The following is a 25,448-nucleotide window of genomic DNA, read 5'->3' as shown; positions in this document are numbered from 1 at the left end:
AAACATAAATCTTTAATTTTCAAAAAATACATCTGAAAAATTCTAACAAAACAGGAAATTATCCTTTACAGGTACCATGTTTCGGCACTATCTTCTGATCCAGGCCGCCACATCGGCCAACGTCGCTCGGACGGTTCCGGGCGCTTACGTACTCAGAGGAAGCCATGGCCAACCCAGGTTCGCCGCGCCGCTTTGCGCGCATTGATCGTCTCCCCCCTTACGTCTTCAATATCACTGCCGAACTCAAGATGGCTGCCCGCCGCCGTGGCGAGGACATCATCGACCTGAGCATGGGCAACCCCGATGGCGCCACCCCGCCGCACATCGTCGAGAAGCTGGTGCAGGTTGCCCAGCGTGAAGACACCCACGGCTACTCCACCTCTCGCGGTATCCCGCGCCTGCGGCGGGCCATTTCCAACTGGTACAAGGAACGCTACGAGGTCGACATCGACCCGGAAAGCGAAGCCATCGTCACTATCGGCTCCAAAGAGGGCCTGGCGCACCTGATGCTGGCCACCCTCGACCAGGGCGACACGGTACTGGTGCCCAACCCCAGCTATCCGATCCATATCTACGGTGCGGTCATTGCCGGTGCCCAGGTGCGTTCGGTGCCGCTGGTGCCGGGCGTGGACTTCTTCAACGAGCTGGAGCGGGCGATCCGCGAGTCGATCCCCAAGCCGAAGATGATGATCCTCGGTTTCCCGTCCAACCCTACTGCCCAATGCGTGGAGCTGGACTTCTTCGAGCGCGTGGTGGCGTTGGCCAAGCAGTACAACGTGCTGGTGGTGCACGACCTGGCCTACGCCGACATCGTCTACGACGGCTGGAAAGCCCCGTCGATCATGCAGGTGCCCGGCGCCAAGGACATTGCGGTGGAGTTCTTCACCTTGTCCAAAAGCTACAACATGGCGGGCTGGCGGATCGGCTTCATGGTCGGTAATCCCGAGCTGGTCAGTGCCTTGGCGCGGATCAAGAGCTATCACGACTACGGCACCTTCACCCCGCTGCAGGTCGCTGCCATCGCTGCGCTGGAAGGTGACCAGCAGTGCGTGCGCGACATCGCCGAGCAGTACCGCCAGCGTCGCAACCTGCTGGTAAAGGGGCTGCACGAACTGGGCTGGATGGTCGAGAACCCCAAGGCCTCGATGTACGTCTGGGCGAAGATTCCGGAGCAGTATGCGCACCTGGGGTCGCTGGAGTTTTCCAAGAAACTGCTGGCCGAGGCCAAGGTGTGCGTGTCGCCGGGGATTGGCTTTGGTGACTATGGCGATGACCATGTGCGCTTTGCCCTGATCGAAAACCAGGATCGCATTCGCCAGGCCATTCGCGGGATCCGGCAGATGTTCCGGGCCGATGGGTTGGCCCGCAAGTAAACCTGTCAGGGCCGCTTTGCGGCCCTTTCGCTACACGAGGCCGCTCTACCGGGGCCGTGCGAGCCCGTCGAGCGCGCAGGTTTTTCTGGGCAAAAAAAAGGCCGCTGCAAGCCACAGCGGCCAATCGAGACGTTAGATCAAGGAGCTTCAAAATCTACGTCGGTGAACCTCGCAGGCCTGAAAGGCGGGGGGAAGAGCCCTTCATGCCGGCCAGTGAGTTAAGAATAAGCGCTTGATCCTGTAGGAAAAATAGCTGCTTATGACATTCACCTTTACGTATCGGGCAATAGTGCTACAGGCGCTCACGCGGCCGGCGAATAGCCCATGCGCCAGCTGGTCTCTCGGGCCGCTGCCAGCAGCCGTTGCGCCGCCGGCCCATGTTCGTCGGCATGAAAAATCGACGTTGGCCCGACCACGGTCATCACGGCCACCACCTGCCCCAAGGCATTGAACACCGGTGCCGACAACGCATCCACACCTGGCATCAGCAGGCCGTGCACATGGTGCAGCCCACGGTCGCGAATGCCGGCCAATACCGCCTGGTAGTCCTCTGCATTGTGGTGCAGGGCGGCCAGCTCGCGGTCGCGCAACTCCACGGTCTCGCGCTCGGGCAGGTAGGCGGCGAACACCAGGCCGGTAGAGGAGGTAAGCAGCGGTAGCACCGAGCCGATTTGCGTGACCACGGTGACCGCACGCACTGCCGGTTCAATGCTGACCACGGTCGCGCCCTGGTTACCCCACACGGCAATGAAGCAGCTCTCGTTCAGTTCATCGCGCAATTGCGACAGCGGCAGGGCGGCAATCTTCAACACATCAATGCTGCCCAGCGCCGCCAACCCCACCCGCAATGCTTCGCGACCCAAACCGTAATGGTTGGTGGCACTGTCCTGCTCCGCAAAGCCACTGGCAATCAACGCCTGCAGATAACGGTGCACCTTGCTCGCCGGCATTTGCACATGTTCCGCCAGGCGTGACAGCGAAGTGGAAGGAGAGAGCTCTGCAAGCGCCTTCAGGATGTCGGTGCCGACCTCCGCCGAGCGGACTTTCTGCTTGCCGTTGTCGGCGGGGGAGCTGGCTTTGGTCATGGATATCGGCTTCCGGATTCTTCAAGTCGGGCCTTTATAGCTTGACGCCAAGCGCGGGGCAAATTACGTTATTCGTAATCTGATTACGATAAAAACAATGCAGACGCGCTGTCACCCCACACCGGGCCAGCAGCCAGCTGCCCGCAACGGCTCGGCCAGAGCCCGGAGGCATCGATGAATCGCGACACCTCACCCGACCTTCACTACCTCAGCGGCTTCGGCAACGAATTTGCCAGCGAAGCACTGCCAGGGGCTTTGCCGGTCGGGCAGAACTCCCCGCAGAAGGCGCCCTATGGGCTGTATGCCGAATTGCTCTCGGGCACGGCGTTCACCATGGCCCGCAGTGAGCTACGCCGTACCTGGCTTTATCGTATTCGCCCGTCTGCACTGCACCCACGTTTCGAGCGCCTGGCGCGCCAGCCGCTGAGCGGGCCGTTGGGTGGCATCAACCCTAATCGCCTGCGCTGGAGCCCGCAGCCGATCCCTGCCGAACCGACCGACTTCATCGAGGGCTGGCTGCCGATGGTGGCCAACGCTGCTGCGGAAAAACCGGCCGGTGTGAGTATTTACATCTACCGCGCCAACCGTTCCATGGAGCGTGTTTTCTTCAACGCCGACGGTGAACTGCTGCTGGTGCCGGAGCTGGGCCGCCTGCGCATTGCCACCGAGCTGGGCGTGATGGAGGTCGAACCGCTGGAGATCGCGGTGATTCCTCGCGGCATGAAGTTCCGTGTCGAACTGCTCGATGGCCAGGCCCGCGGCTACATCGCCGAAAACCATGGCGCGCCGCTACGCATCCCGGACCTGGGCCCTATCGGCAGCAATGGCCTGGCCAACCCGCGCGACTTCCTCACCCCGGTGGCGCACTACGAAGAAGCCGAAGGGTCGGTGCAACTGGTGCAAAAGTTCCTCGGCGAGCACTGGGCTTGCGAACTGCAGCATTCGCCGCTGGATGTGGTGGCCTGGCACGGCAGCAACGTCCCGTACAAATACGACCTGCGCCGCTTCAACACCATCGGTACCGTCAGCTTCGACCACCCGGACCCCTCGATCTTCACCGTGCTGACTTCGCCGACCAGCGTACATGGCCTGGCCAACATGGACTTCGTGATCTTCCCGCCACGCTGGATGGTGGCCGAGAACACCTTCCGTCCACCTTGGTTCCACCGCAACCTGATGAACGAGTTCATGGGCCTGATCAACGGTGCCTACGATGCCAAGGCCGAAGGCTTCCTGCCGGGTGGTGCCTCGTTGCACGGGGTGATGAGCGCCCATGGTCCCGACGCCGAAACCTGCGAAAAGGCCATTGCCGCCGACCTGGCGCCGCACAAGATCGACAACACCATGGCTTTCATGTTCGAGACCAGCCAAGTGCTGCGCCCGAGCCAGCAAGCCCTTGAATGCCCGCAATTGCAGGCCGACTACGATAGTTGCTGGGCCACCTTGCCGAGCACCTTCAACCCGAACCGGAGATAACCCATGAACCACACTGCCAATGCCCGTAGCTGGGTCGAGCACGCCAACGGGCACTGCGACTTCCCGCTGCAGAACCTGCCGATGGGTATTTTCAGCCGGCCGGGTGAAGCCAAACGCTGTGGCGTGGCCATCGGTGACGCGATCCTCGACCTGGAAGCGGTGCTGGCTGCCGGCCTGTTCGACGGTGCTGCCAAGTCTGCCGTCGAAGCCACCCGCGGTGGCGCGCTGAACGCATTCTTCGCCTTGGGCCGCAGTGCCCGTGTGGCGCTGCGCGAGCGTTTGCAGGCGCTGCTTGGCGAGCACAGCGAGCACCAGTCGGCGTTGAAGCCGGCGCTGATCCCGGCCAGCGACTGCCAACTGCATGTGCCCGCGCAGATCGGTGACTACACCGACTTCTACGTCGGCATCGAACACGCCAAAAACGTGGGCAAGCTGTTCCGCCCCGATAATCCGCTGCTGCCCAACTACAAGTACGTGCCGATCGGTTATCACGGCCGCGCCTCCACCATCCGCCCATCGGGCACCAATGTGCGCCGGCCCAAGGGCCAGACCTTGCCGGCCGGGCACACCGAGCCGAGCTTCGGCCCTTGCGCACGCCTGGACTACGAACTGGAGTTGGGCATCTGGATTGGCCAGGGCAATGACATGGGGCAGGCGATCCCGGTAGGCGATGCCGCCGAGCACGTGGCTGGCCTGTGTCTGCTCAACGACTGGTCGGCGCGCGATATCCAGGCTTGGGAATACCAGCCCCTGGGGCCGTTCCTGTCCAAGAGCTTCATCACCACCATTTCCCCCTGGGTGGTCACTGCCGAAGCGCTGGAGCCGTTCCGCTGCGCCCAGCCGGCGCGCCCGGAAGGTGACCCACAGCCACTGTCGTACCTGCTGGACAAGCGCGACCAGGCCGCCGGTGCCTATGATATCGAGCTTGAAGTGCTGCTGCTGACCCAGCGCATGCGTGAGCAGGGCGTTGCCCCACACCGCCTGACCCTGAGCAACACTCGCAGCATGTACTGGACCGTGGCGCAGCTGGTGGCGCACCACAGCGTCAACGGCTGCCAGCTGCAACCAGGCGATCTGTTCGGTTCGGGCACCTTGTCGGGTGCCACACCAGGTTCGTTCGGCAGCCTGCTGGAGATCACCGAGGGCGGCAAGCTGCCGGTGGAACTGGCCAGCGGCGAGGTGCGCAAGTTCCTCGAAGACGGCGACGAAATCATCCTGCGTGCACGCTGCACGCGCGACGGCGTGGCCAGCATCGGCTTCGGCGAATGCCGTGGCACGGTCATCGCGGCCAACTGAGGAGAGGCGGGCATGGAGCTGTACACCTATTACCGTTCCACCTCGTCCTACCGGGTGCGCATTGCCCTGGCACTAAAGGGGCTGGCTTACCAGCCCCTGCCGGTCAACCTGTTGCAGGGTGAGCAGCGTGGGGCGGGCTATGTTGCCATCAACCCACAGGGCCGCGTACCGGCCTTGCGCACCGATGGCGGTGAATTGCTGGTGCAGTCACCGGCAATCATCGAGTACCTGGAAGAGGTTTATCCACAGCCCGCGTTGCTGCCGGCCACGGCCGAGGCGCGTGCCAAAGTGCGCGGTGTAGCGGCAATGATTGGCTGCGACATCCACCCGCTGCACAACGTAAGCGTGCTCAACCGGCTGCGCCAGGCCGGGCAGGACGAGGGGCAGGTCAATCAATGGATCGGCCACTGGATCAGCCAAGGGTTGGCGGCAGTGGAGCAACTGATTGGTGATCAAGGCTTTTGTTTCGGTGATCAACCGGGGCTGGCGGATGTGTACCTGATCCCGCAGCTGTATGCCGCCGAACGCTTCAACATCGACCTGAGCAGCTTCCCGCGTATCCTGCGGGTTGCCGCACTGGCCGCCGGGCATCCGGCGTTCACCCAGGCCCACCCCGCCCAGCAGCCGGACAGCCCGGCTCAGTGAAGCGAACGGTTCGCCGCCGGAAGCTTGCCGATGCGTTCGGACAGCTTCAGGCGCTGGGCCGGATCTTCTGTCAGTAGTAGCGCATGCTCCAGGTCGAAGCGCTCGGCCTGTGGGCAATCCAGGTGCTGGTACAACGAGGCGCGGGTCATGTAGTCACTGACCTGCACCGGCCCCAACTGCATGACCCGTTCAGCATCGATCAACGCCGCCAGGTGGTTGTCGTTGCTGATGTGCAGCTGGCGCAGGTTGCGTGACAGGCGTTGCAGCATCTGCAGCGGGGTGGCGCTGCGCATGTGCTCGGCCGTCAGCGCAACATGCGGCCCGAACTGGCGGGCCAGCAGCTCACGGCAATCGTTGGGGTACAGGCGCCGGCCACCGCAGGGGTCGAGCAGGTGGTCGGCACCCGGTACACGCAGCAGGAAATGGCCAGGAAAGCCCACACCCTCCAGCGGAATGGACAGGCGCCCGGCCAGTTCCAGGGCGAGGATGGCCAGGGTCAGCGGTTGGCCACGGCGGCGTTGCAGCACCTTGTCCATCATCGCTGCTTGCGGGCGCAGGGGGTGGTACTCATCCTGCTGGAAGCCCAGCGCATTGAGCTGGCGCAGCAGCGGCTGGGCCAGTTCGCACAGGGGCAGCATCGGCAGGTTGGTGCTGATATCGCGCTGCAGGTCTTGCAGCACGGCAAGGCTGGCCGCGGGCTCGACACTCCGGTCGTGCTCGGCGGCAATCCACAATGCGGCTTCCAGCAGGGCGACAGGCTCGCGTTCCAGGCAGGCCAGGCAGGCTTGACGTGGGTTCATGGGGCTTCTCCACACACGCTTGAGTATTAGCCGTGGCGCGCGGTTTCGTCCAGTGGTCCGGCGGCGGCATCAGCTTCAGCGCGGTGCCTATACTGGAGGGAGCACCTTATGGGGGGCCTGTCGATGTTCGCTCTGATGCAAAGCACCCGTACCCAGTCCTTGCACCTTTTCAACGACCCGCCTACGGGCCTGAAAGCGGTTGTGGCGATCCACAGTGAGCAACTGGGCCCGGCCATGGGCGGGTGCCGGTACCTGCCTTATGCCGATGACGAAAGCGCCATGACCGATGCCATTCGCCTGGCCCAGGGCATGAGCTACAAGGCGGCGTTGGCGGGCTTGCCACTGGGCGGTGGCAAGGCGGTGATCATGCGCAACCCGCATGTGGAGAACCGCGCCGCACTGTTCGAGGCCTTTGGCCGCGTCATCGATACCTTGCACGGGCGTTTCATCATCGCCGTGGACAGCGGCACCTCGACCCTGGACATGGACTGCATTGCTCAGAGCACACCCCATGTGACCAGTACCACCGCATCGGGTGATCCCTCGCCACATGCGGCGATGGGGGTGTTCGCGGGTATTCGCGCCACCACCTCGTTCCGGCTGGGCAGTGATGACCTCAGAGGCCTGCGGGTAGCGGTGCAGGGCTTGGGCAATGTCGGTTTTGCGTTGGCGGAGCAACTGCATGCAGTGGGCGCGGAGCTGCTGGTCAGCGACCTGGACCCAGGACGTGTGCGGCTGGCGATGGAGCAGTTCGATGCCAAGCCTGTGACCAACGATGCGTTGATCAGCACCCCTTGCGACATCTTCGCCCCTTGCGGCGTGGGGCCGGTGCTGAACGGGCAAAGCGTGATGCAGTTGCGTTGTGCGGCGGTGGCGGGAGCGGCGAACAACCAGCTGACCACCTTGCAGGTGGCCGACCAACTGGAGTCGCGCGGGATATTGTATGCGCCTGACTACGTGATCAATGCCGGTGGTTTGATCTACGTGGCGCTGACGCATCGTGGCGAGGATTTGGGCACCATCACCGCGCACTTGGCGCGGATACCGTCACGGCTGACCGAAGTGTTCGGCCATGCCCAGGCGGAGAAGCGTTCTCCGGCGCGGGTGGCGCAGATGCTGGCGGAACGGTTGCTTTACGGCTGAATGTTGATGTTGGCCTTACCGGCCTCTTCGCGGGCAAGCCCGCTCCCACAAGTACTCCACAGGCTTCAAGACTTGTGCAATACCTGTGGGAGCGGGCCTGCCCGCGAAGCAGGCGGCGCCGATCTCACTCGGCAGCACCACTTTCCAGCAACTCGCCCAACGCATCCGGCTGGCTCTTGAACGCCCGGGCAAACACATCGCGGTTCTTGGCCATGTAGATACCGGCTTCCTCAACCTGCTGCTCAGTCAGCGACGGCACTGCCTTGTGCAGCACTTCGGCCAGGCGCTCGGCCAGTTCGAGCATCTTGTCGTGACGGTCTGCTTCGGCCTTATCCATGAACAAGCGCTCCGGGTCGCGGCTGCTGCGGTACACCACTTCGACGGCCATTCATCACCTCTATGCCTTTTTGCTGGTTGTGTTGCAGTTTACTGTATGCGCATACAGTAATGGCATTGCCATCATCACGCAACCTGATTCTTCAGCCTGGCCCACACGTGCCTTGCGGCAATCGGTCGCCTTCCAAGCCAAGGGCCTGGCCCTTTAACTGCATGGCACAAGCGTCACACCGGTGACGCATCATCCTTAAAGACGTATCGGGGAATGGAACATCGTGAACATCAAATGGGCAGACAAGCTACGCAAAGGCCTGCATGGTTCGGCCGACTCGCTGGGCAACCTGTGCGTCGAGGCCTTCCATTACCTGGCGCTGTTCGGCATTGGCGCGATTACCGCCTATGCGGCGGTGGTCACCTTCCTGGACATGCTCGGCAAGGGCGGGGTCAGTGTCGATGACATTCTGCTGCTGTTCATCTACCTGGAACTGGGGGCGATGGTGGGCATCTACTTCAAGACCAACCACATGCCGATCCGCTTCCTGCTGTACGTGGCGATTACTGCGCTGACCCGCCTGCTGATCGGCGATGTCTCGCACCACAAGGCGCCGGACGAAGGGCTGTTGTACCTGTGCGGGGGCATCCTGCTGCTGGCGTTCTCGATTCTGGTGGTGCGCTACGCTTCGTATCGCTACCCCTCGACCAAGGTGCTGGATGCCAACGGCAAGGAAGTGGAGGAGGGCAAGTAGCCCTCAGTTGGCAACGACGTGGCGCGGCTCGTGACGGGCGTCGCGGGTCAGCGCGGCCAGCACCTGCATGGGGTTCTGGCTGAATTCGATGGCCAGGCCCAGGCGAATGCTGTCGATCACCCGTTGCAGGCGCACCGGGTCGTTGCGCTGGGCCTGGGAGACGAGGCGCCTGGCGACCACACCGGCATCGTCGGACAGGGTCAGCATGATGCTGCCGTCGAGGTTTGTGATGCTGAGGTTGACCCGGTATTCGGGGGCGAATGCAGCGCTGATTCGTTCGAATGGGTTGTTCATGCTCTTGCTTCTGCAGCGAATGACTGCAGAAGTTGACTGGCAACGCGGCGGGTTGGTTCACTGCCGTTGATCGCTACAAACAAAAACGCCCGGCTTCAGGCCGGGCGTTTTGCATTGCCGATCAGGCGTCTGGGTCACTCAGTTCCAGGGCGCCGCGCTTGCTGCGCAACTTGCCGTAGAAGTGTTCCAGCGCGTGGTTGAGCTTGGTGGCGGCACCGTCGACTGCCTGGTCCAGCGAAGTGGCGATGTGGGTCACGGAAATCGGTTGGTGGCCTTTTGGGCGAGCCTCCATCTGGCAGCGTTTGTCATGCGGTCCGGGCTTGGCGCCGTTCTCGTCGCGCAGGTGAACCTCGATGCGGGTGAGGTCTTCCTCGTACCGTTCCAGCGAGTTCTGCAGTGTGCTGCGGACCCACTGATCCAGCCGGGCGTTGCCTTCGAAATGGTTGCTGCTGTTGACCTGGATTTGCATGATTCAATCCTTATTCAGCTTGCTCGCATGGAGGCGCGCCTAGGCCCTTGAGACCCTTGGAATTTCTGCGCCTCTTGACTCTAAGGTCAGGCAACTGCGGAATGAATTCAAGCCCTTTTTGAAAATAAATTTCTTGTTGCAAAAGGGGGCTACAAAGCGGCCCCCCATTTGCTGCAGGTCAGAATTCGCGTTGCGTGCACCACCGGCGCGGACGCGGTAGTAAGAATTTTTCGCATTTTAGGGGTGGCCGTCTGTTTCGGCAAACGTCACCTGTCAGCAGGCTTTGCTTATGAGAATTGAAATCATTAGTATTGCAGCCCCGAAAACGCCCGGACCTTCGCCATGACGCGCAAAACCGCCGGCCTCCCGCTCAGTTACCGGCTGGGCGTTGCCTCACGCAGCCTGGCCGCGCTGCTGGGCGGCTATTTGCTGGCGTCGATGGCCAGCGTCTGTATTGCCTTGGTGGCGCCGTTGCCCAAGGTCGATGCCACGCTCACCGGCCTGTTGCTGTCGTTCGTCTTCTACCTGCTGGCGTTCATCTGGTGCTTCGCCTGCCGCAACGCCTGGCGTGCCTGGCTGGGTGTACTGGCGCCAAGCCTGTTGTTGGGCATGATCAGCGGCGTCGCCTACTGGATGAAAAACCCATGAAAGAAGGCTTTCGCCAGGCGATGGCCTGGCTGCACACCTGGACCGGCCTGATCTTCGGCTGGCTGCTGTTCGCCATCTTCCTCACCGGCACGCTGTCGTATTTCAAGGAAGAAATCACCCACTGGGCGCAGCCCGAAGTGCGCAGCCATGCCCTGGATCCGCTCAACAGCCTGGGTGTGGCCCAACGTTACCTGCAGGACAATGCCGGGCATTCGGGCACCTGGTTCATTCGCATGCCCAACGCGCGCGAGGCCGCCTTGAGCGTGGGCTACCGCGACCCCAATGGCGGGCCACGCGGGTTCGTGAGTAAAACCCTCGATACCCAGACCGGTCAGCCGGTTGAAGCGCGCGACAGCCGCGGTGGCGAGTTCTTCTACCGCTTCCACTTCCAGCTACAGATGCCTTACCCGTTCGGCCGATGGCTGTCGACCTTCTGCGCGTTCATCATGCTGTTGGGGCTGGTCACCGGCATCATCACCCACAAGAAGATCTTCAAGGAGTTCTTCACCTTCCGCCCCGGCAAGGGCCAACGCTCCTGGCTGGACGGGCACAACGCGATCGGAGTGCTGGTGCTGCCATTTCACCTGATGATCAGCTACAGCAGCCTGGTGCTGTTCATGTACATGGTGATGCCGGCGGGGATCATGGCCAGCTATGGCAATGACACCGACAAGTACTTCAACGACCTGTTCGGCCGCGACGATGCGCCCAAGGCGGCCCATGTGGCTGCACCGCTGGTGCCGTTGCCCAGCCTGTATGCCCAGGTGCAGGCACTGCAACCCCGCGCGCGTATTGGCAACATCCAGGTGCAGAACCCGGGCGACAGCAATGCCCGCGTCACCTTCACGCAATCGTCTGCCGACCATGTGGCGTATCGGCGCAGCGCCAACTGGACCTTCGATGGCGCCAGTGGCGAGCTGCTGAGCCAGGGCAAGCCAGAGAGCGGGGCAATGATGACCGCCTTCAGTTTCGCCGGGCTGCACATGGGCAACTTCGCGGGGCCTTGGTTGCGCTGGCTGTACTTCTTTTTTGGTGTGGCCGGTACTGCGGTGATCGGCACCGGGTTGGTGATGTGGCTGGGTAAGCGCCAGCTCAAGCACGCCAAGAGCGAGCGCATACCGGGCGAGCTGCGCCTGGTCGAGGTACTCAATATCGCCAGCATGAGCGGCTTGCTGCTGGCGGTGGCAGCTTTCTTCTGGGCCAACCGCCTGGTCCCGATAGACTTCGAAGGCCGGGGCGACTGGGAGGTCAATGCCTTCTTCATCGTCTGGGGCCTTTCGCTGGTGCATGCGTTACTACGCAGCGGGCGCAGGGCCTGGGGCGAGCAACTAGCGTTGGGTGCGCTGGCCTTTGCCTTGCTGCCACTGCTCAACGGCCTGAGTACCCACCGCGGGCTGAACCATTCGCTGCTGGAGGGTGACTGGGCCATGGCCGGCTTCGACCTGACTGCCCTGGCCACCGGCCTGTTCCTGGCTTGGCTGGCCGGCAAGATGCTGCGCAGCCCCAAGCCGGTTGCCAAGCGCCCACGCGCAGCAAAAAAGCCGGGCACTGAAACAGCGGAGGCGAGCTGATGCTGGGTAACGCACTGATCGCATTCGCAGGTTTTGTCGCCCTGTGCCTGGCCATGGAAAAACACTTCAGCGACCTGCTCGGGCGCAAGCCGCGCCCTGGGCAGTTGCGGCTGTTGCGTATCGCCGGGTGGTTGGTGCTGATGCTGTCGCTGGTCCTCAGCGTGCACCTGCGTGGTTGGGCCCATGGGCTGGTGGAGTGGACGGCGGTGATAATGGCCGGGGTAACCCTCTGGGTGTTCGGCTTGCCTTACCAGCCGCGGCTGCTGCTGGGCCTGGCCGCCGCCAGCGTGGTGCTCGGCCCGTTGCTGGCCGTGTTTGCCGCGTGAAGCCGTGAGCGAGCAGGGGGACATCATCGAGCCCGACGCCGACAGTGCCGGCGGGCGTGCCCGTTTCGTCCAGGTGTTCCAGGCCCAACGGGCACGCATGGAAGCCTTGGTCAGGCGGCGCGTCGGCTGCCGCGCCACGGCATCGGACCTGGTTCAGGAGCTGTTTTTGCGCTTCTGGCGGCGCCCCGAAGTGAAGGTCGAGGCGCTGGACACCTACTTGCTGCGATGCGCTGGTAATCTCGCCATCGACCACCTGCGCAGTGAAGGCAGCCGCGAACGCGTGGCCGAAGCCGCGTTGCCGGTGGATGAAGTGGCCACGGCCCAGGCGCCAGAGCAGGCCCTGGAAGTGGACCACGACCTGCAACGCATCGAAGCCGCCTTGCGTGCATTACCCGAACGCACCCGGCAGATCTTTCTGCTCAACCGCATTCACGGCTGCAAGTACGGCGAAATCGCCAAGGCCATGCAACTGTCCCAGAGTGCCGTGGAAAAGCATATGATGCGCGCCCTTGAAGCGTGCAAGGCCAGTGTTGCCGAGCCCGCGCCCATTCCACGCCGGCCAGGGAGCGCCCGTCGATGAGCAGCATGCCCCCGATTACCGAGGCGCAATCCCAGGCCGCCCTGCAGTGGCTCAGCCGCATCAACGAGCAGCCCGCGCAAGCCGAGGGGGCGGCGTTCAAGCGGTGGTTGCTGGCCGACCCTGTTCACCGCGCCGCCTACGAACAGGCTCAGCTGTTGTGGCAGAAAAGCGCCGACCCTGCGCAGCGGTTGGCCGACGAAGAACAGCAAGCCTTGCAACGCTACCTCGATGCCATGGCCAGGCCGCCGGCCCGTGGTCCGTGGCGGCATGTGGCGGCGGTGTCGATGGCGATGGCGGCCTGTCTGGTGCTGGCCGTGGGTGTTGCCGGTGGTTGGCACCCGGGGTACTGGTTGCAGGACCTGCAGGCTGACTACGGCAGTGCCGGGCAGATTCGCCAGGTGACCTTGGCTGACCACTCGCAGGTCACGCTGGATGCCGGTAGCGCCATTGCTGTCGATTTCGCCAAGGGGGAGCGCCGTGTGCGGTTGCTTCATGGCGCGGCGTTTTTCCAGGTGACGCATACCGGCGAGCCGTTCCTGGTCGAAGCTGCCGGTGGCGAAGTTCGAGTGCTCGGCACCCAGTTCGAAGTGCGCGAGCAGGGGGAGGGCGCCCAGGTGACGGTACGCAGTGGGCGTGTGGGGGTTAGCCCTGCGCAGGGCACGTTGGCGCGTGAACTGACTGCCAACCAGCAGGTGAACTACAGCGCAGGCAGGTTAAGCGACACCCAGGCGGTGGATAGTGAAAACCGCCTGGCCTGGCGCCAGGGCTGGTTGAATTACTACCAGGTGCCACTGGCGCAGGTGGTGGAAGACCTCGGGCGCTATTACCCGGGGCGCATTCTGTTGCTGGATGGTGAACTGGGGCAGCGCAAGGTCAGCGGCAGTTTCCCAGTAGGCGAACCGTTGCTGGCGCTGGATTCGCTGGGCAAGGTGATGGGCTTTTCTCGGCAGACCGTGTTGGGGCGGTTGACCTTGATTCAGTAGTTGCCTGTCCGGGCCTCTTCGCGGGCAAGCCCGCTCCCACAGGTACTGCACCGGATTTGAAACGTGTGCCATTCCTGTGGGAGCGGGCTTGCCCGCGAAGAGGCCGGGGCAGGCAAAAATATTTTTCAATCAACGGGTGAGGTAACAGGACGTGGCATCCGTGTAATGAGTGGAAGTGCGATTCATTCGCAGTCATCACCCTCTCACAGGTCAGCGTCCATGAAGTTCACCCCGCGTTGCGTCCCTCTCTGGTTCGGCCTTGCCATGCTCCCGGCCGTTGCTGTCGCTCCCCTGGCCAGTGCCGCCGAGCAACAGCAGACCTATGCCTTCGCCCAGCCGGCCCAGCCCTTGGCCCAGGCGCTCAACGCCTTCAGCCGCACCACCGGCCAGAGCGTGGTCTACACCCTGGAACTGCCGGGTGTGCAGGCACCGGCACTGAACGGCCGATTCAGCGCCGAACAGGCCCTGCAACAGCTGCTGGGCAACGCCGGGCTGGCCTGGCGCCGCGTCGATGCACGCACGCTGACCCTCGAAACCGCAGACACCTCCGGCGCCCTCAACCTGCAGGCCACCACCGTGACCTCGCAAATGGACGTGTACAGCTATCAACCGCCGGCCACCGCCTCGATCATGCGCGGGCAGGGCCCGAACCAGGACATTGCCCAGGCCATCAACGTGGTACCGGCTCAGGTCATCCGCGACCAGGCCCCGCGCAACCTCGACGATGCCCTTTACAACGTCAGTGGCATCACCCAGGGCAACAACTTCGGCGGCACCTCCGACACGGTGATGAAGCGCGGTTTTGGCGACAACCGCGACGGCTCGATCATGCGCGATGGCATGCCCATCGTGCAGGGCCGCAGCCTCAACGCCAGCACCGAGCGGGTCGAGGTGCTCAAGGGCCCGGCCTCGCTGCTGTACGGCATCCAGGACCCGGGCGGGGTGATCAACGTGGTCAGCAAGCGCCCGCAACTTGAGCAATACAACGCCCTGACCGTGCGTGGCTCCACCTACGGCAGCGGCAAGAACGGCAGTGGCGGCGGGTTCGACAGCACCGGCGCGCTGGGCGACAGCAACTTCGCCTACCGCCTGATCGTCGACCACGAAGACGAAGACTACTGGCGCAACTACGGCGTGCACCGCGAATCGTTGGTGGCGCCGTCGCTGGCCTGGCTAGGTGAAGACACCCAGGTGGTACTGGCCTACGAGCACCGCGAGTTTCGCTCGCCCTTCGACCGCGGCACCGCGTTCGGCAACAACGGCCACCCGCTGAACATCCCCGCCACGCGGCGCCTGGACGAGCCGTTCAACGACATGGAAGGGCGGTCTGACCTGTACCGCCTGGAAGTCGACCACCAACTGGCCGATGACTGGAAGCTGCACTTTGGCTACAGCTTCAACCGTGAGACCTACGATGCCAGCCAGGTACGCGTCACGGGCGTGAATGAAGAGACCGGCACACTGTCGCGAAGCATCGATGGCACCCACAACGCCATGAGCCGTGACCAGTTCGCCACCTTGAGCCTGGCGGGCAACGTGGAAGTGACCGGTATGCAGCACGACCTGCTGTTCGGCGTTGATCATGAAGACCGCAAGATCTTTCGCGGTGATCTGATCCGCCAGACTGCGCAGTCCACGTTCAGCTATGTAAATCTGGTGTACGGCCAGGAAGTGGAAGGCACCACAGTAAGAGCCAGTGACAGCGACCAGACCGACAAGCTGCGCACCGATGCTGTGTTCGTGCAGGACGCGTTGCACCTGGATGATCACTGGATTCTGGTGGCCGGTGCCCGATTCCAGCAATTCGACCAGTACGCAGGCCGTGGCCGTCCGTTCACGGCCAATACCGATAACAGCGGCCAAGCCTGGGTGCCGCATGCCGGCATCGTCTACAAGTTTGATGACCAACTGTCGTTCTATGGCAGCTACAGCGAGTCGTTCAAGCCCAACTCCAGCATCGCGCCGCTGACGGGCGGCGTGGTGCTGGACGCGTCGGTTGCACCCGAGGAAGGGAAGTCGTGGGAGCTGGGCGCCAAGCTAGACATGCCCGGCCGCCTGACCGGTACCCTGGCGCTGTTCGACATCACCAAGCGCAATGTGCTGGTTTCCAACTTTGATGCCACCACCAAAGAGACGGTGTACAGCAACGCCGGCGAGGTCAGCTCGCGTGGCGTGGAGCTCGACCTGACGGGGCAGCTGAGCGAGCACTGGAGCCTGATTGGCAGCTACGCCTACACGGACGCCAAGGTCACCAAGGACCCGGCCCTGCAAGGCAACCGCTTGCAGAATGTGGCCAAGCACAGCGGTTCGCTGTCGGCCGTGTACGACTTCGGCAGCCTGTTCGGGGGCGACAAGCTGCGTATGGGCGCGGGGGCGCGTTATGTGGGGGAGCGGGCGGGCAACTCGACCAACACCTTCGACCTGCCGTCCTATACCGTGGCCGATGCGTTCGCCAGCTACGAGACCAAGCTGGATGAGCACAACGTGCGCTTGCAGCTGAATGTTAAGAACCTGTTCGACAAGGTCTACTACAGCTCGGCGGTGAACCAGTACTTTGTGGCGATTGGGGATGCGCGGCAGGTCAGCTTATCCAGCACCCTGGAGTTCTAGTCAGCGAAGGCCGCTCGATAGTCGCCAGGTGTTGCTCCAATGGCCTGGCGAAACCGGTTGCTGAAATGGCTGGCACTGGCAAACCCGCACATCAAGGCAATTTCCCCCAGCGGCATTTCCCCCAGCCGCAACAGCCCACAAGCCCGGTGCAGCCGCCGGGCCAGCAGGTACTGGTGTGGCGGTAGCCCGAAACTGGTGCGGAACATGCGCGCAAAGTGGTATTCGGACAGGTTGCAGCGCAAGGCCAGTTCACCCAGGGTAATCGGCTGGTCCAAGTGCGCCTCGATGTACTCGACCATCTGCCGGCGCAGGTTTGGCGCCAGCCCGCCCTTCAGGCGCAGGCCTTGGCGCAGCCCGACCTGGCTGAGCAGCGCATGGTCGACAATCTCGTGTGCCAGGCTGCTGGCCAGCAGGCGCTCGCCGGGCTCGTCCCAGTCCAGGGTAATCAGTTGGCGAAAGCGCGCGGCCTGTTGCAGGTCGTCGAGAAAGGTCGCTTCCTGCAACTGCAGTTCACGCGGCTCCCGGTCGAGTAGGCGCACGCAACCCAAGGCGAACTGCGCCTCGCTGAGATACAGGTGCGCGAGGCGGATTCCACCATTGACCACCCAGTTCGATTCCTGCCCGGCCGGCATCACGCACAGCTTGCCCGGCGCGCCCTTGTCGGCCGGGCGCTGGCGGCGGAAAGTGCCGGTGCCGTCGGCGATGTAGCACGACAGGGTGTGATGGGTCGGTGCCTGATAATCGCGGGCATCATCCCGGTTGCTCCACAACGCCGCCGCCAGCCCATCGCCCAGGTGCGCGCTCAGCTCCAGCCGGGCGTGGGGCGAGGCGTGCATGGCGTTGAACACTTGCAGCTGCGTGAGTGGGGTCATGGGCGAATCCTCTTGCCTGTCATCGTACTGCGGCTGTGGTCGAGTGACATCCATCAGGGCAAGAAAAGCGCAAGTTTGTGCAAGCGGGCAAACGCTGATCGGAAGAACACTGGCGATCCCTGTGGGAGCGGGCTTGCCCGCGAAGCGCCGGGCACCGATCTTGAACGGCCCAAGGAACCACCGCCATGAACCTGTCACTGTACCTGCTCACCGTCCTGATCTGGGGTACCACCTGGATCGCCCTGAAGCTCCAGCTGGGGGGGGTCGCCATCCCGGTCTCGATCGTTTACCGCTTTGCCCTGGCCGGGCTGATCCTGTTCGCCATCCTGCTGCTCACCCGCCGCCTGCAACCCATGAACCGCCGCGGCCACCAGATCTGCCTGGCCCAGGGCTTGTGCCTGTTCTGCGTCAATTTCATGTGCTTTCTCACTGCCAGCCAGTGGATTGCCAGCGGTCTGATCGCCGTGGTGTTCTCTACTGCAACGCTGTGGAACGCACTTAACGCACGGATTTTCTTCGGCCAGAAAATCGCCGCCAATGTACTGGGCGGCGGTGCGCTTGGGCTGCTCGGCCTGGGGCTGCTGTTCTGGCCAGAGCTGTCGCACCATGCGGCCAGCCGTGAAACCTTGTACGGCCTTGGTTTGGCCTTGCTCGGCACGCTGTGTTTCTCGGCGGGCAACATGCTGTCGAGCATGCAGCAGAAGGCCGGGCTCAAGCCCATGACCACCAATGCCTGGGGCATGGTCTACGGGGCGATGATGCTGGCGGTGTATTGCCTGGCCAGCGGTATTCCTTTCGACATGGAATGGAACACCCGCTATATCGGGTCGTTGATGTACCTGGTGATACCGGGTTCGGTGATCGGCTTCACGGCCTACCTGACGCTGGTCGGGCGCATGGGGCCGGAGCGGGCGGCTTACTGCACGGTGCTGTTCCCGTTGGTGGCGCTGAATGTGTCGGCGGTGGCCGAGGGGTATCAGTGGACTGCGCCGGCCTTGTTGGGGCTGGTGGCGGTGATGGCGGGGAATGTGCTGGTGTTTCGCAAGCCCAAGGCTCGGGTGGCTGAGGACGTTGTGCTGGCCAAATAGGTAATGTGCTGCCTGCACCGGCCCTTTCGCGGGTTTACCCGCGAAGAGGCCAGTACAGGCAACGAATATCTATCAGCCCTTCCAAACCTGCGGATTCACCAGATCCCGCGGCCGCTCACCCAGCAGTGCCGCACGCAGGTTGTCTATCGCCCGGTTGGCCATGGCCTCTCGGGTTTCGGCAGTAGCCGAGCCGATGTGCGGCAAGGTCAGCGCGTTAGGCAGCTTGAACAGCGGCGAATCGCTCAGTGGCTCCTTCTCGTACACATCCAAGCCAACCCCACGGATAGTGCCGTTTTGCAGCGCTTCGATCAGCGCCGCTTCGTCTACCACCGGCCCGCGCGCGATGTTGATCAGGAAAGCGCTCGGCTTCATCAGCTTCAGCTCTCGCGCACCGATCAACTTGCGGGTGGCCTCGGACAACGGCACCACGATCACGACGAAGTCCGCTTCTGCCAGCAACTGCTCCAGGCTGCGGAACTGCGCCCCCAGCTCTTGCTCCAGCGTGGTTTTACGGCTGTTGCCCGCGTAGATGACCGACATGTTGAAGCCAAAGCGACCACGGCGGGCAACGGCTGCGCCGATGTTGCCCATGCCGACGATACCCAGCGTCTTGCCGTGTACATCGCTGCCAAAGTGCGCCGGGCCCACGGTGGCCTGCCAGTTGCCGGCCTTGGTCCAGGCATCCAGTTCGGCGGTACGGCGGGCGCAGCCCATGATCAGCGAGAAGCCCAGGTCGGCGGTGCTTTCGGTCAGCACATCCGGGGTATTGGTCAGGGCGATGCCGCGTTCGTTGAAGTAGTCCAGGTCGTAGTTGTCGTAACCGACCGACACGCTGGACACCACCTCCAGCTTGCCTGCGCCTTCAAGCTGGGCGCGACCGAGCTTGCGGCCAACGCCGATCAGGCCATGGGTTTCGGGCAGGGCTTCGTTGAACTGGGCGTTTATGTCGCCGAGCTTGGGGTTCGGCAAAATCACGTTGAAGTCTTGCTGCAGGCGCTCGGCCATGGCCGGGGTGATACGGCTGAAGGCCAGGACGGTCTTTTTCATCGGGCAACTTCCACAAGAAAAGCTACAAGCTACAAGCTTCAAGCCACAAGAAAAAGCCGTACCTGCTCCGGTCTGCCTTTTCTTGCGGCTTGCAGCTGCTACTAGTTGGCGATCAGCACTTGATGGGTTTTCAGGTCCGCCTCATGGGCCGCGAGAATCTCCGGCAGGGAATTGCGCAAGTACTCGACCCAGGTCTTGATCTTGGCATCCAGGTACTGCCGCGACGGGTAGATGGCGTACAGGTTCAGCTCCTGCAGGCGGTACTCGGGCAGCACCCGTACCAGGCTCCCATCACGCAGGCCGTCGATGGCCGAGTAGATCGGCAGCACGCCCACGCCCATGCCGCTGCGGATCGCGGTCTTCATGGCATCGGCGGTGTTCACCATGAACGGCGAGCTGGTGATGTTGACCATCTCCTGGCCTTCCGGCCCGTCGAACAGCCACTTTTCCAGCGGGATCACCGGGCTGACCATGCGCAGGCAGGCGTGCTTGAGCAGGTCGGCCGGCTTTTGCGCGCTGCCGTGGCGGGCGATGTAGCCGGGCGAAGCGCAGACGATGCTGTAGGTGATGCCCAGGCGTTGGGACACGAACCCCGAGTCGGGCAGTTCGGTGGCCAGCACGATGGACACGTCATAGCCTTCGTCGAGCAGGTCGGGCACGCGGTTGGCCATGGTCAGGTCGAAGGTCACGTCCGGGTGCGATTCGCGGTAGCGGGCAATGGCATCGACCACGAAGTGCTGGCCCACCCCGGTCATGGAGTGCACCTTCAGCTGCCCTGCGGGGCGCGCATGGGCGTCGCTGGCCTCGGCCTCGGCTTCTTCCACATAGGTAAGAATCTGTTCGCAACGCATCAGGTAGCGCTTGCCGGCCTCGGTCAACGCAATGCGGCGGGTGGTACGGTTGAGCAGCCTTGTTTGCAGATGGGCTTCCAGGTTGGAGACCGCCCGCGACACGTTCGCGGTGGTCGTATCCAGTTGTGCCGCCGCAGCGGTGAAGCTGCCTAGCTGGGCTACGCAACTGAAAGCACGCATGTTTTGCAGGGTGTCCATGGGTCACTCTCGATGTAGAGGACAAAATTGTGTCACGAAGTAACGATAAAAAGCTGAAAAGTTGCCTTCGACCAAAGGCGGATTATCGCTGTTTTGGTAACAAAGATTCGCAGGAATCTGCGCTTATCGCCAGTGCTGCCGCCCCCTAGAATTGCCCGGCCCCTTCACCTCTTCCTCGGGAAATCGCAGCTGTGCCGCGTCGCATCATCAGAACGCTCAATGCGTTCAGTGCCTGTGCCCTTGCCCTCACCTTGAGTGGCTGTATCGGAACCTGGGGCATCGCCCCGCAAAGCAAGACGCTGCAAGCCAATACCTTGACCACCGACGCGGCCATACGCGAAGCCGCGACAGATGCCCACTGGCCCGACCAGCAGTGGTGGCACGCCTATGGCGACCCCCAGCTGGACCGCTGGGTGGCCCTGGCCGTAGCCGGCAGTCCAAGCCTGGCCATGGCCGCCGCGCGGGTGCGCGAAGCCAAGGCCATGGCGGGTGTGGTCGAGTCGGCGGAAAAACTGCAGGTCAATGGCCAGGCCACGCTCAAGCGCCACAACTGGCCTGAAGACCAGTTCTACGGCCCTGGCGCGCTGTCTGGCGCCAACACCTGGGACAATAACGCCGCCTTCGGTTTCAGCTACGCCCTCGACCTGTGGGGCCGCGAACGCAATGCCAGCGAGCAGGCCGTGGACCAGGCGCACATGAGTGTGGCTGAGGCCCGCCAGGCGCAGCTGGAACTGCAAAACAATGTGGTGCGGGCCTATATCCAACTGAGCCTGCATTTTGCCCAGCGCGACATCGTCAAGGCCGAACTGCAGCAGCAAGAGCAGATCCTGGCCCTGGCCAAGCGCCGCCTGGACGCGGGCATCGGCACCCATTTCGAAGTCAGCCAGGCCGAAGCGCCGCTGCCGGAAACCCACCGCCAGCTCGACAGCCTCAACGAAGAAATCGCCCTGACCCGTAACCAACTGGCCGCGCTGGCCGGCAAGGGGCCGGGGGAGGGCGCACAGTTGCAGCGCCCGACCCTGGCCCTGGCCGCGCCGCTGAAACTGCCCTCCAACCTGCCTGCCCAACTGGTCGGCCAGCGCCCTGACGTGGTTGCCAGCCGCTGGCAGGTTGCCGCGCAGGCGCGTGGCATCGACGTTGCTCATGCCGGCTTCTTCCCCAACGTCGACCTGGTCGGCAGCCTGGGTTTCATGGCCACCGGCGGCGGCCCGCTGGAGTTCCTCACCGGGCGCAAGTTCAACTACAACGTCGGCCCGGCCATCAGCCTGCCGATCTTCGACGGTGGCCGCCTGCGCTCGGAGCTGGGCGTGGCCTCGGCGGGGTATGACGTAGCTGTGGCGCGCTACAACCAGACCGTGGTTGGCGCGCTGAAGAATATCTCCGACCAGCTGATCCGCCGCGAGTCGATGAAAGAACAATCGCATTTCGCTGCCGAATCCGTTGCTGCTGCGCAGAAAACCTACGACATCGCCATGGTCGCGTTCCAGCGGGGTCTTACCGATTACCTGAACGTGCTCAATGCGCAGACTTTGCTGTTCCGCCAGCAGCAAGTGCAACAGCAGGTGCAGGCCGCACGCCTGATCGCCCATGCCGAGCTGGTCACCGCGTTGGGCGGTGGCCTGCAGGCCGGGCAGGATGTGCCGAAAGAGGAACGCCAGGCCGCGCCGGCCACCCCGGCCACCCTGGCCATTTTCGACAAGAAGCCGGATAACGCCGAATGAGCACTTCCAGTTTGCCCGTGCGCTGGCTGCAAAGCCTGGAATGGCGCCGGGGCTTCTTTGCCTGGGCGCGCACCGACGGTGTGACCTGGGTTTACATCTTCAAGGTGCTGGCTGCCGCGTTCATCACCCTATGGCTGGCCATGCGGCTGGAACTGCCGCAACCGCGCACGGCCATGATCACCGTGTTCATCGTCATGCAGCCGCAAAGCGGGCATGTGTTCGCCAAGAGCTTCTACCGGGTGCTCGGCACCCTGGCCGGCTCGGCAATGATGGTGGCGCTGATCGCCATCTTCCCGCAGAACACCGAGCTGTTCCTGCCCAGCCTGGCTTTGTGGGTGGGCCTGTGCTCGGCCGGCGCCATGCGCTACCGCACCTTCCGCGCCTATGGCTTCGTGCTGGCCGGTTACACCGCAGCGATGATCGGCCTGCCGGTGCTGCAGCACCCCGACCAGGCGTTCATGGCAGCGGTATGGCGGGTGCTGGAAATTGCCTTGGGCATTCTGGTATCGACCTTCGTCAGTGCCGCGATCCTGCCGCAGTCGGCCAGTGCCGCCATGCGCAACGCCCTGTATCAGCGCTTTGGCGTCTTCGCCGGGGTGGTGGTGGAAGCCCTGCGCGGTGACAGCCAGAAAGACCGTTTCGAAAGCAGCAACGTGCGCTTTGTCGCCGAAGCCGTGGGCCTTGAGAGCCTGCGCAACGTCACCGCCTTCGAAGACCCGCACATGCGCCGCCGCAGTGGCCGGCTGGTGCGCATGAACAGCGAGTTCATGGCCATCACCACACGTTTCAATGCCCTGCACCGTTTGCTCGAACGCCTGCGTGCCCGTGGCCCCCTGCAGATCGTCAGTGCCATCGAACCGGGCCTGAACACCTTGGTGGAGCTGTTACAGCCCTACGTGGGCCGGGCGTTGACCGATGCCGATGCACTGCGCCTGACCCTGGAGCTGGCCGCCTACAAGGAAGGCCTGCAAGCCCAGGTGCGCGGGCTGCGCGCTGAGTACCTGGCGACCGAACCCAGCGAGGCCGACCTGCTCGACTTCCATACGGCGTTCGAGCTGCTGTACCGCTTTGTCGACGAAATGTTCAGTTATGCCGAAACCCACGCTTCGTTGGCGGCGCACAGGCACGAGCGTGAACAGTGGGACGAGCCCTATGTGGCACAGACCAGCTGGCTGGTGTCGCTGGCCGCCGGTGTGCGTGCCTCGGCGGTGCTGTTGCTGCTGGGCAGTTACTGGCTGCTCAGCGACTGGCCCAGCGGCGCCATGATGACCTTGATCGCTACCGTTACCGTGGGCCTTTCGGCGGCTTCGCCGAACCCCAAACGCATGTCGTTCCAGATGGCTTGCGGCACGGCTATCGGCGCTTTTGTCGGCTTCTTCGAAACCTTCTTCGTGTTCCCTTGGATCGACGGTTTTCCGCTGCTGTGCATGGTGCTGGCGCCGGTGTTCGTGCTCGGCGCGTTCCTTGCCTCGCGCCCGGCTTACGCCGGTTATGGCCTGGGCCTGCTGGTGTTCTTCGCCATCGGTTCGGTGCCGAACAACCTGACGGTGTATGACCCTTACACGTTCATCAACGACTACATCGGCATGGTCATCGGCATGTTCGTCTGCGCTGCTGCTGGCGCGATCATCCTGCCGCCCAACAGCCGCTGGCTGTGGAGCCGGCTGGAGCAGGAACTGCGTGAGCAAGTGCTGTTCGCCATCAGCGGCCGCCTACGCGGCCTGGGGTCGGCCTTCGAAAGCCGCACCCGCGACCTGTTGCACCAGGCCTACGGTCTGGCGGCCGGCAAGCCGCAGGTGCAAAGCCAGCTGATGGGGTGGATGTTCACCGTGCTGGAAATCGGTCACGCCGTCATCGAGCTGCGCAAAGAGCAGGCCCGTGCGCCGGTGCACCCGGCCTACGCCGAGTCACAACCGTGGCGCCAGGCCATCCGCGTGATGGGCCGCGCGCTGGCAAGGCTGTTCTTGCAGCCCAGCGCCAGCAACCACGAACGTGCGCTGGTGGCGGTGGACCACGCCATCGCCCGCGTGCAAGCCACCGACGAGCCGTTCGCCCGGCACTTCGATACCTCGGTGCTGCGCCGTGCGCAAAGCTACCTGCATTTCATCCGTTCTTCCCTGCTTGACCCACAGTCGCCACTGGCGCCGGCGAAAGGACTGCACCATGCCCCGTGAAATCGCCTTCCATGGCGTGTACATGCCCACCATGACCTTGATGTTCCTGTTCGCCCTGGGCCTGGCCTGGGGCCTGGACCGGTTCATCGCCAGCCATGATGGCTACCGCTTCTTCTGGCACCCGGCGCTGCTGCGTCTGAGCCTGTTCGTCTGCCTGTTCGGCGCCATGGCGCTTACTGTCTACTGGTGAGAATCCTTCGATGAAAAAGTTCTTCAGCCTGATCGCCACCCTGCTGGTGCTGGTCGCCGCCGTGGCCATCGGTCGCCAGTTGTGGCTGCACTACATGACCACGCCCTGGACCCGCGACGGCCGCGTGCGTGCCGATATCATCAACGTCGCCGCCGACGTGCCCGGCTACGTGGTGGACGTCCCGGTCAAGGACAACCAGCGGGTGAAGAAGGGCGACCTGCTGATCCAGATCGACCCCGAGCATTACCAACTGGCCGTCGACCAGGCCAAGGCACTGGTCGCCTCGCGCAAGGCGACCTGGGAAATGCGCAAGGTCAACGCCAAGCGCCGTGCCGACATGGACAACCTGGTGATCTCCAAGGAAAACCGCGACGACGCCAGCAACATCGCCAACTCCGCCCAGGCCGATTACCAGCAGGCGCTGGCTGAACTGGCTGCCGCCGAACTGAACCTCAAGCGCACCCACATCGTGGCCACGGTGGACGGTTATGTGACCAACCTGAATATCCATAAGGGCGACTATGCGCGTACCGGTGAAGCGGTGATGGCGGTGGTCGACGAGAACTCGTTCTGGGTGTACGGGTTCTTCGAAGAGACCAAGTTGCCACACGTGAAAGTGGGCGACCAGGCCGAGCTGCAGATGATGAGCGGCGAGCGCATCAAGGGCCATGTGGAGAGCATCGCCCGCGGCATCTACGACCGCGACAACCCGCAAAGCCGTGAGCTGATTGCCGATGTGAATCCGACCTTCAACTGGGTGCGGCTGGCGCAGCGTGTGCCGGTGCGGATTCACATCGATGAAGTGCCGGAAGGGTTTTTGCTGGCGGCGGGGACGACGTGTACGGTGGTGGTGAAGCCGAATACGCCTTGAGAGATATGTAACGTGGAAGATCGAGCGCCGCCCGCGCGGCGCATCGCGAGCTACG

Annotated in this window: 25 protein-coding genes; 17 read left to right on the top strand and 8 right to left on the bottom strand. The window is 63.3% G+C overall.

What is annotated here, in order from left to right:
- Positions 1-164 precede the first annotated feature (164 nt).
- Positions 165-1,373 carry an alanine transaminase gene (gene alaC, locus ACF8MI_RS27100; protein ID WP_060499737.1) on the top strand — a complete coding sequence of 403 codons (1,209 nt, stop codon included), beginning with the start codon at positions 165-167 and terminating at the stop codon, positions 1,371-1,373.
- Between the two features lie 302 nt (positions 1,374-1,675).
- On the opposite strand, the gene ACF8MI_RS27095 is transcribed toward alaC, so the two are convergent.
- Positions 1,676-2,458, bottom strand: coding sequence for an IclR family transcriptional regulator (locus ACF8MI_RS27095; protein WP_060499738.1), 783 nt, complete (start codon positions 2,456-2,458; stop codon positions 1,676-1,678).
- Between the two features lie 174 nt (positions 2,459-2,632).
- On the opposite strand from ACF8MI_RS27095, the gene hmgA reads away from it, so the two are divergent.
- From hmgA to maiA, 3 genes are read left to right on the top strand one after another with little or no spacing between them, the layout of a single operon-like run.
- Positions 2,633-3,934 carry a homogentisate 1,2-dioxygenase gene (gene hmgA, locus ACF8MI_RS27090; protein ID WP_104833401.1) on the top strand — a complete coding sequence of 434 codons (1,302 nt, stop codon included), beginning with the start codon at positions 2,633-2,635 and terminating at the stop codon, positions 3,932-3,934.
- Between the two features lie 3 nt (positions 3,935-3,937).
- Positions 3,938-5,230, top strand: a complete 1,293-nt coding sequence (gene fahA, locus ACF8MI_RS27085; protein WP_060499740.1) for a fumarylacetoacetase — start codon at positions 3,938-3,940, stop codon at positions 5,228-5,230.
- A 12-nt stretch (positions 5,231-5,242) separates the two neighbouring features.
- Positions 5,243-5,875: a maleylacetoacetate isomerase gene (gene maiA, locus ACF8MI_RS27080; RefSeq protein ID WP_200929101.1), complete on the top strand. Its 633-nt coding sequence runs from the start codon at positions 5,243-5,245 to the stop codon at positions 5,873-5,875.
- Here the strand turns inward: maiA and ACF8MI_RS27075 are convergent.
- Positions 5,869-6,675 (bottom strand): SirB1 family protein, encoded by an 807-nt coding sequence (locus ACF8MI_RS27075; protein WP_156868243.1) that lies wholly within the window; start codon positions 6,673-6,675, stop codon positions 5,869-5,871. The two genes, maiA and ACF8MI_RS27075, sit on opposite strands and share 7 nt — an antisense overlap.
- Positions 6,676-6,798: 123 nt before the next feature.
- Between ACF8MI_RS27075 and ACF8MI_RS27070 the strand changes: the two genes are divergently transcribed.
- On the top strand, positions 6,799-7,818 hold the full coding sequence (locus tag ACF8MI_RS27070) for a Glu/Leu/Phe/Val dehydrogenase (RefSeq protein ID WP_200929102.1): 1,020 nt from the start codon (positions 6,799-6,801) through the stop codon (positions 7,816-7,818).
- A 124-nt stretch (positions 7,819-7,942) separates the two neighbouring features.
- On the opposite strand, the gene ACF8MI_RS27065 is transcribed toward ACF8MI_RS27070, so the two are convergent.
- Positions 7,943-8,206: a YebG family protein gene (locus ACF8MI_RS27065; protein WP_156868244.1), complete on the bottom strand. Its 264-nt coding sequence runs from the start codon at positions 8,204-8,206 to the stop codon at positions 7,943-7,945.
- Positions 8,207-8,429: 223 nt separating this feature from the next.
- Here ACF8MI_RS27065 and ACF8MI_RS27060 point away from each other — a divergent pair, with 223 nt between their 5' ends.
- On the top strand, positions 8,430-8,900 hold the full coding sequence (locus tag ACF8MI_RS27060; protein WP_016713487.1) for a phosphate-starvation-inducible protein PsiE: 471 nt from the start codon (positions 8,430-8,432) through the stop codon (positions 8,898-8,900).
- Positions 8,901-8,903: 3 nt separating this feature from the next.
- Here the strand turns inward: ACF8MI_RS27060 and ACF8MI_RS27055 are convergent, their stop codons facing one another.
- Together ACF8MI_RS27055 and ACF8MI_RS27050 are read right to left on the bottom strand one after the other, a co-directional pair.
- On the bottom strand, positions 8,904-9,194 hold the full coding sequence (locus ACF8MI_RS27055) for a DUF3509 domain-containing protein (RefSeq protein ID WP_060499744.1): 291 nt from the start codon (positions 9,192-9,194) through the stop codon (positions 8,904-8,906).
- 121 nt (positions 9,195-9,315) lie between these two features.
- On the bottom strand, positions 9,316-9,663 hold the full coding sequence (locus ACF8MI_RS27050; protein ID WP_060499745.1) for an HPF/RaiA family ribosome-associated protein: 348 nt from the start codon (positions 9,661-9,663) through the stop codon (positions 9,316-9,318).
- Between the two features lie 342 nt (positions 9,664-10,005).
- Here ACF8MI_RS27050 and ACF8MI_RS27045 point away from each other — a divergent pair, with 342 nt between their 5' ends.
- The 6 genes from ACF8MI_RS27045 to ACF8MI_RS27020 all read left to right on the top strand — a co-directional run bounded on the left by ACF8MI_RS27045 (position 10,006) and on the right by ACF8MI_RS27020 (position 16,381).
- Positions 10,006-10,311, top strand: a complete 306-nt coding sequence (locus tag ACF8MI_RS27045; RefSeq protein WP_016713490.1) for a DUF3649 domain-containing protein — start codon at positions 10,006-10,008, stop codon at positions 10,309-10,311.
- Positions 10,308-11,882 (top strand): PepSY domain-containing protein, encoded by a 1,575-nt coding sequence (locus tag ACF8MI_RS27040; RefSeq protein ID WP_200929103.1) that lies wholly within the window; start codon positions 10,308-10,310, stop codon positions 11,880-11,882. Before ACF8MI_RS27045 ends, ACF8MI_RS27040 begins: the two co-directional genes overlap by 4 nt.
- Positions 11,882-12,208 carry a DUF3325 domain-containing protein gene (locus tag ACF8MI_RS27035; protein WP_200929104.1) on the top strand — a complete coding sequence of 109 codons (327 nt, stop codon included), beginning with the start codon at positions 11,882-11,884 and terminating at the stop codon, positions 12,206-12,208. The genes ACF8MI_RS27040 and ACF8MI_RS27035 overlap by 1 nt, the downstream gene beginning before the upstream one ends.
- A gap of 4 nt (positions 12,209-12,212) precedes the next feature.
- Positions 12,213-12,788: an RNA polymerase sigma factor gene (locus tag ACF8MI_RS27030; protein ID WP_104835383.1), complete on the top strand. Its 576-nt coding sequence runs from the start codon at positions 12,213-12,215 to the stop codon at positions 12,786-12,788.
- Positions 12,785-13,771 (top strand): FecR family protein, encoded by a 987-nt coding sequence (locus tag ACF8MI_RS27025; protein WP_164524146.1) that lies wholly within the window; start codon positions 12,785-12,787, stop codon positions 13,769-13,771. Before ACF8MI_RS27030 ends, ACF8MI_RS27025 begins: the two co-directional genes overlap by 4 nt.
- Positions 13,772-13,990: 219 nt before the next feature.
- Positions 13,991-16,381, top strand: coding sequence for a TonB-dependent siderophore receptor (locus tag ACF8MI_RS27020; protein ID WP_200929105.1), 2,391 nt, complete (start codon positions 13,991-13,993; stop codon positions 16,379-16,381).
- Here ACF8MI_RS27020 and ACF8MI_RS27015 read toward each other — a convergent pair.
- Positions 16,378-17,253 (bottom strand): helix-turn-helix domain-containing protein, encoded by an 876-nt coding sequence (locus ACF8MI_RS27015; protein ID WP_200929106.1) that lies wholly within the window; start codon positions 17,251-17,253, stop codon positions 16,378-16,380. The two genes, ACF8MI_RS27020 and ACF8MI_RS27015, sit on opposite strands and share 4 nt — an antisense overlap.
- 185 nt (positions 17,254-17,438) lie before the next feature.
- On the opposite strand from ACF8MI_RS27015, the gene ACF8MI_RS27010 reads away from it, so the two are divergent.
- Complete coding sequence (locus ACF8MI_RS27010; RefSeq protein WP_104833395.1) at positions 17,439-18,341, top strand: DMT family transporter; 903 nt, start codon at positions 17,439-17,441, stop codon at positions 18,339-18,341.
- A gap of 72 nt (positions 18,342-18,413) precedes the next feature.
- Here ACF8MI_RS27010 and ACF8MI_RS27005 read toward each other — a convergent pair whose 3' ends face one another.
- A complete protein-coding gene (locus ACF8MI_RS27005) occupies positions 18,414-19,388 on the bottom strand; it encodes a D-glycerate dehydrogenase (protein ID WP_200929107.1) in 975 nt (324 codons plus the stop codon).
- Positions 19,389-19,489: 101 nt separating this feature from the next.
- Positions 19,490-20,437, bottom strand: a complete 948-nt coding sequence (locus tag ACF8MI_RS27000; RefSeq protein ID WP_016713499.1) for a LysR family transcriptional regulator — start codon at positions 20,435-20,437, stop codon at positions 19,490-19,492.
- Positions 20,438-20,628: 191 nt separating this feature from the next.
- On the opposite strand from ACF8MI_RS27000, the gene ACF8MI_RS26995 reads away from it, so the two are divergent.
- Genes ACF8MI_RS26995 through ACF8MI_RS26980 form a run of 4 tightly spaced genes read left to right on the top strand, consistent with a single transcriptional unit; the run spans position 20,629 to position 25,393 of the window.
- Positions 20,629-22,158, top strand: coding sequence for an efflux transporter outer membrane subunit (locus tag ACF8MI_RS26995; protein ID WP_104833393.1), 1,530 nt, complete (start codon positions 20,629-20,631; stop codon positions 22,156-22,158).
- A complete protein-coding gene (locus ACF8MI_RS26990) occupies positions 22,155-24,332 on the top strand; it encodes an FUSC family protein (protein ID WP_016713501.1) in 2,178 nt (725 codons plus the stop codon). The genes ACF8MI_RS26995 and ACF8MI_RS26990 overlap by 4 nt, the downstream gene beginning before the upstream one ends.
- A complete protein-coding gene (locus ACF8MI_RS26985) occupies positions 24,322-24,522 on the top strand; it encodes a DUF1656 domain-containing protein (RefSeq protein ID WP_009685040.1) in 201 nt (66 codons plus the stop codon). The genes ACF8MI_RS26990 and ACF8MI_RS26985 overlap by 11 nt, the downstream gene beginning before the upstream one ends.
- A gap of 10 nt (positions 24,523-24,532) precedes the next feature.
- On the top strand, positions 24,533-25,393 hold the full coding sequence (locus tag ACF8MI_RS26980) for an HlyD family secretion protein (protein WP_156868101.1): 861 nt from the start codon (positions 24,533-24,535) through the stop codon (positions 25,391-25,393).
- Positions 25,394-25,448: the final 55 nt, after the last annotated feature.

The organism is Pseudomonas sp. yb_9 (genome assembly GCF_043103635.1).
GTDB lineage: Bacteria > Pseudomonadota > Gammaproteobacteria > Pseudomonadales > Pseudomonadaceae > Aquipseudomonas > Aquipseudomonas monteilii.
Note: the sequence above shows the minus strand (reverse complement) of the source record. Positions and strands in the feature narration are given on the sequence as shown.

What these genes read in the sequence shown, in the direction of transcription:
- alaC (WP_060499737.1), top strand. Translation starts at nt 165, where the DNA reads ATGGCCAACCCAGGTTCGCCGCGCCGCTTTGCGCGCATTGATCGTCTC.
- ACF8MI_RS27095 (WP_060499738.1), bottom strand. Translation starts at nt 2,458, where the DNA reads ATGACCAAAGCCAGCTCCCCCGCCGACAACGGCAAGCAGAAAGTCCGC.
- hmgA (WP_104833401.1), top strand. Translation starts at nt 2,633, where the DNA reads ATGAATCGCGACACCTCACCCGACCTTCACTACCTCAGCGGCTTCGGC.
- fahA (WP_060499740.1), top strand. Translation starts at nt 3,938, where the DNA reads ATGAACCACACTGCCAATGCCCGTAGCTGGGTCGAGCACGCCAACGGG.
- maiA (WP_200929101.1), top strand. Translation starts at nt 5,243, where the DNA reads ATGGAGCTGTACACCTATTACCGTTCCACCTCGTCCTACCGGGTGCGC.
- ACF8MI_RS27075 (WP_156868243.1), bottom strand. Translation starts at nt 6,675, where the DNA reads ATGAACCCACGTCAAGCCTGCCTGGCCTGCCTGGAACGCGAGCCTGTC.
- ACF8MI_RS27070 (WP_200929102.1), top strand. Translation starts at nt 6,799, where the DNA reads ATGTTCGCTCTGATGCAAAGCACCCGTACCCAGTCCTTGCACCTTTTC.
- ACF8MI_RS27065 (WP_156868244.1), bottom strand. Translation starts at nt 8,206, where the DNA reads ATGGCCGTCGAAGTGGTGTACCGCAGCAGCCGCGACCCGGAGCGCTTG.
- ACF8MI_RS27055 (WP_060499744.1), bottom strand. Translation starts at nt 9,194, where the DNA reads ATGAACAACCCATTCGAACGAATCAGCGCTGCATTCGCCCCCGAATAC.
- ACF8MI_RS27050 (WP_060499745.1), bottom strand. Translation starts at nt 9,663, where the DNA reads ATGCAAATCCAGGTCAACAGCAGCAACCATTTCGAAGGCAACGCCCGG.
- ACF8MI_RS27045 (WP_016713490.1), top strand. Translation starts at nt 10,006, where the DNA reads ATGACGCGCAAAACCGCCGGCCTCCCGCTCAGTTACCGGCTGGGCGTT.
- ACF8MI_RS27040 (WP_200929103.1), top strand. Translation starts at nt 10,308, where the DNA reads ATGAAAGAAGGCTTTCGCCAGGCGATGGCCTGGCTGCACACCTGGACC.
- ACF8MI_RS27035 (WP_200929104.1), top strand. Translation starts at nt 11,882, where the DNA reads ATGCTGGGTAACGCACTGATCGCATTCGCAGGTTTTGTCGCCCTGTGC.
- ACF8MI_RS27025 (WP_164524146.1), top strand. Translation starts at nt 12,785, where the DNA reads ATGAGCAGCATGCCCCCGATTACCGAGGCGCAATCCCAGGCCGCCCTG.
- ACF8MI_RS27020 (WP_200929105.1), top strand. Translation starts at nt 13,991, where the DNA reads ATGAAGTTCACCCCGCGTTGCGTCCCTCTCTGGTTCGGCCTTGCCATG.
- ACF8MI_RS27015 (WP_200929106.1), bottom strand. Translation starts at nt 17,253, where the DNA reads ATGACCCCACTCACGCAGCTGCAAGTGTTCAACGCCATGCACGCCTCG.
- ACF8MI_RS27010 (WP_104833395.1), top strand. Translation starts at nt 17,439, where the DNA reads ATGAACCTGTCACTGTACCTGCTCACCGTCCTGATCTGGGGTACCACC.
- ACF8MI_RS27005 (WP_200929107.1), bottom strand. Translation starts at nt 19,388, where the DNA reads ATGAAAAAGACCGTCCTGGCCTTCAGCCGTATCACCCCGGCCATGGCC.
- ACF8MI_RS27000 (WP_016713499.1), bottom strand. Translation starts at nt 20,437, where the DNA reads ATGGACACCCTGCAAAACATGCGTGCTTTCAGTTGCGTAGCCCAGCTA.
- ACF8MI_RS26990 (WP_016713501.1), top strand. Translation starts at nt 22,155, where the DNA reads ATGAGCACTTCCAGTTTGCCCGTGCGCTGGCTGCAAAGCCTGGAATGG.
- ACF8MI_RS26985 (WP_009685040.1), top strand. Translation starts at nt 24,322, where the DNA reads ATGCCCCGTGAAATCGCCTTCCATGGCGTGTACATGCCCACCATGACC.
- ACF8MI_RS26980 (WP_156868101.1), top strand. Translation starts at nt 24,533, where the DNA reads ATGAAAAAGTTCTTCAGCCTGATCGCCACCCTGCTGGTGCTGGTCGCC.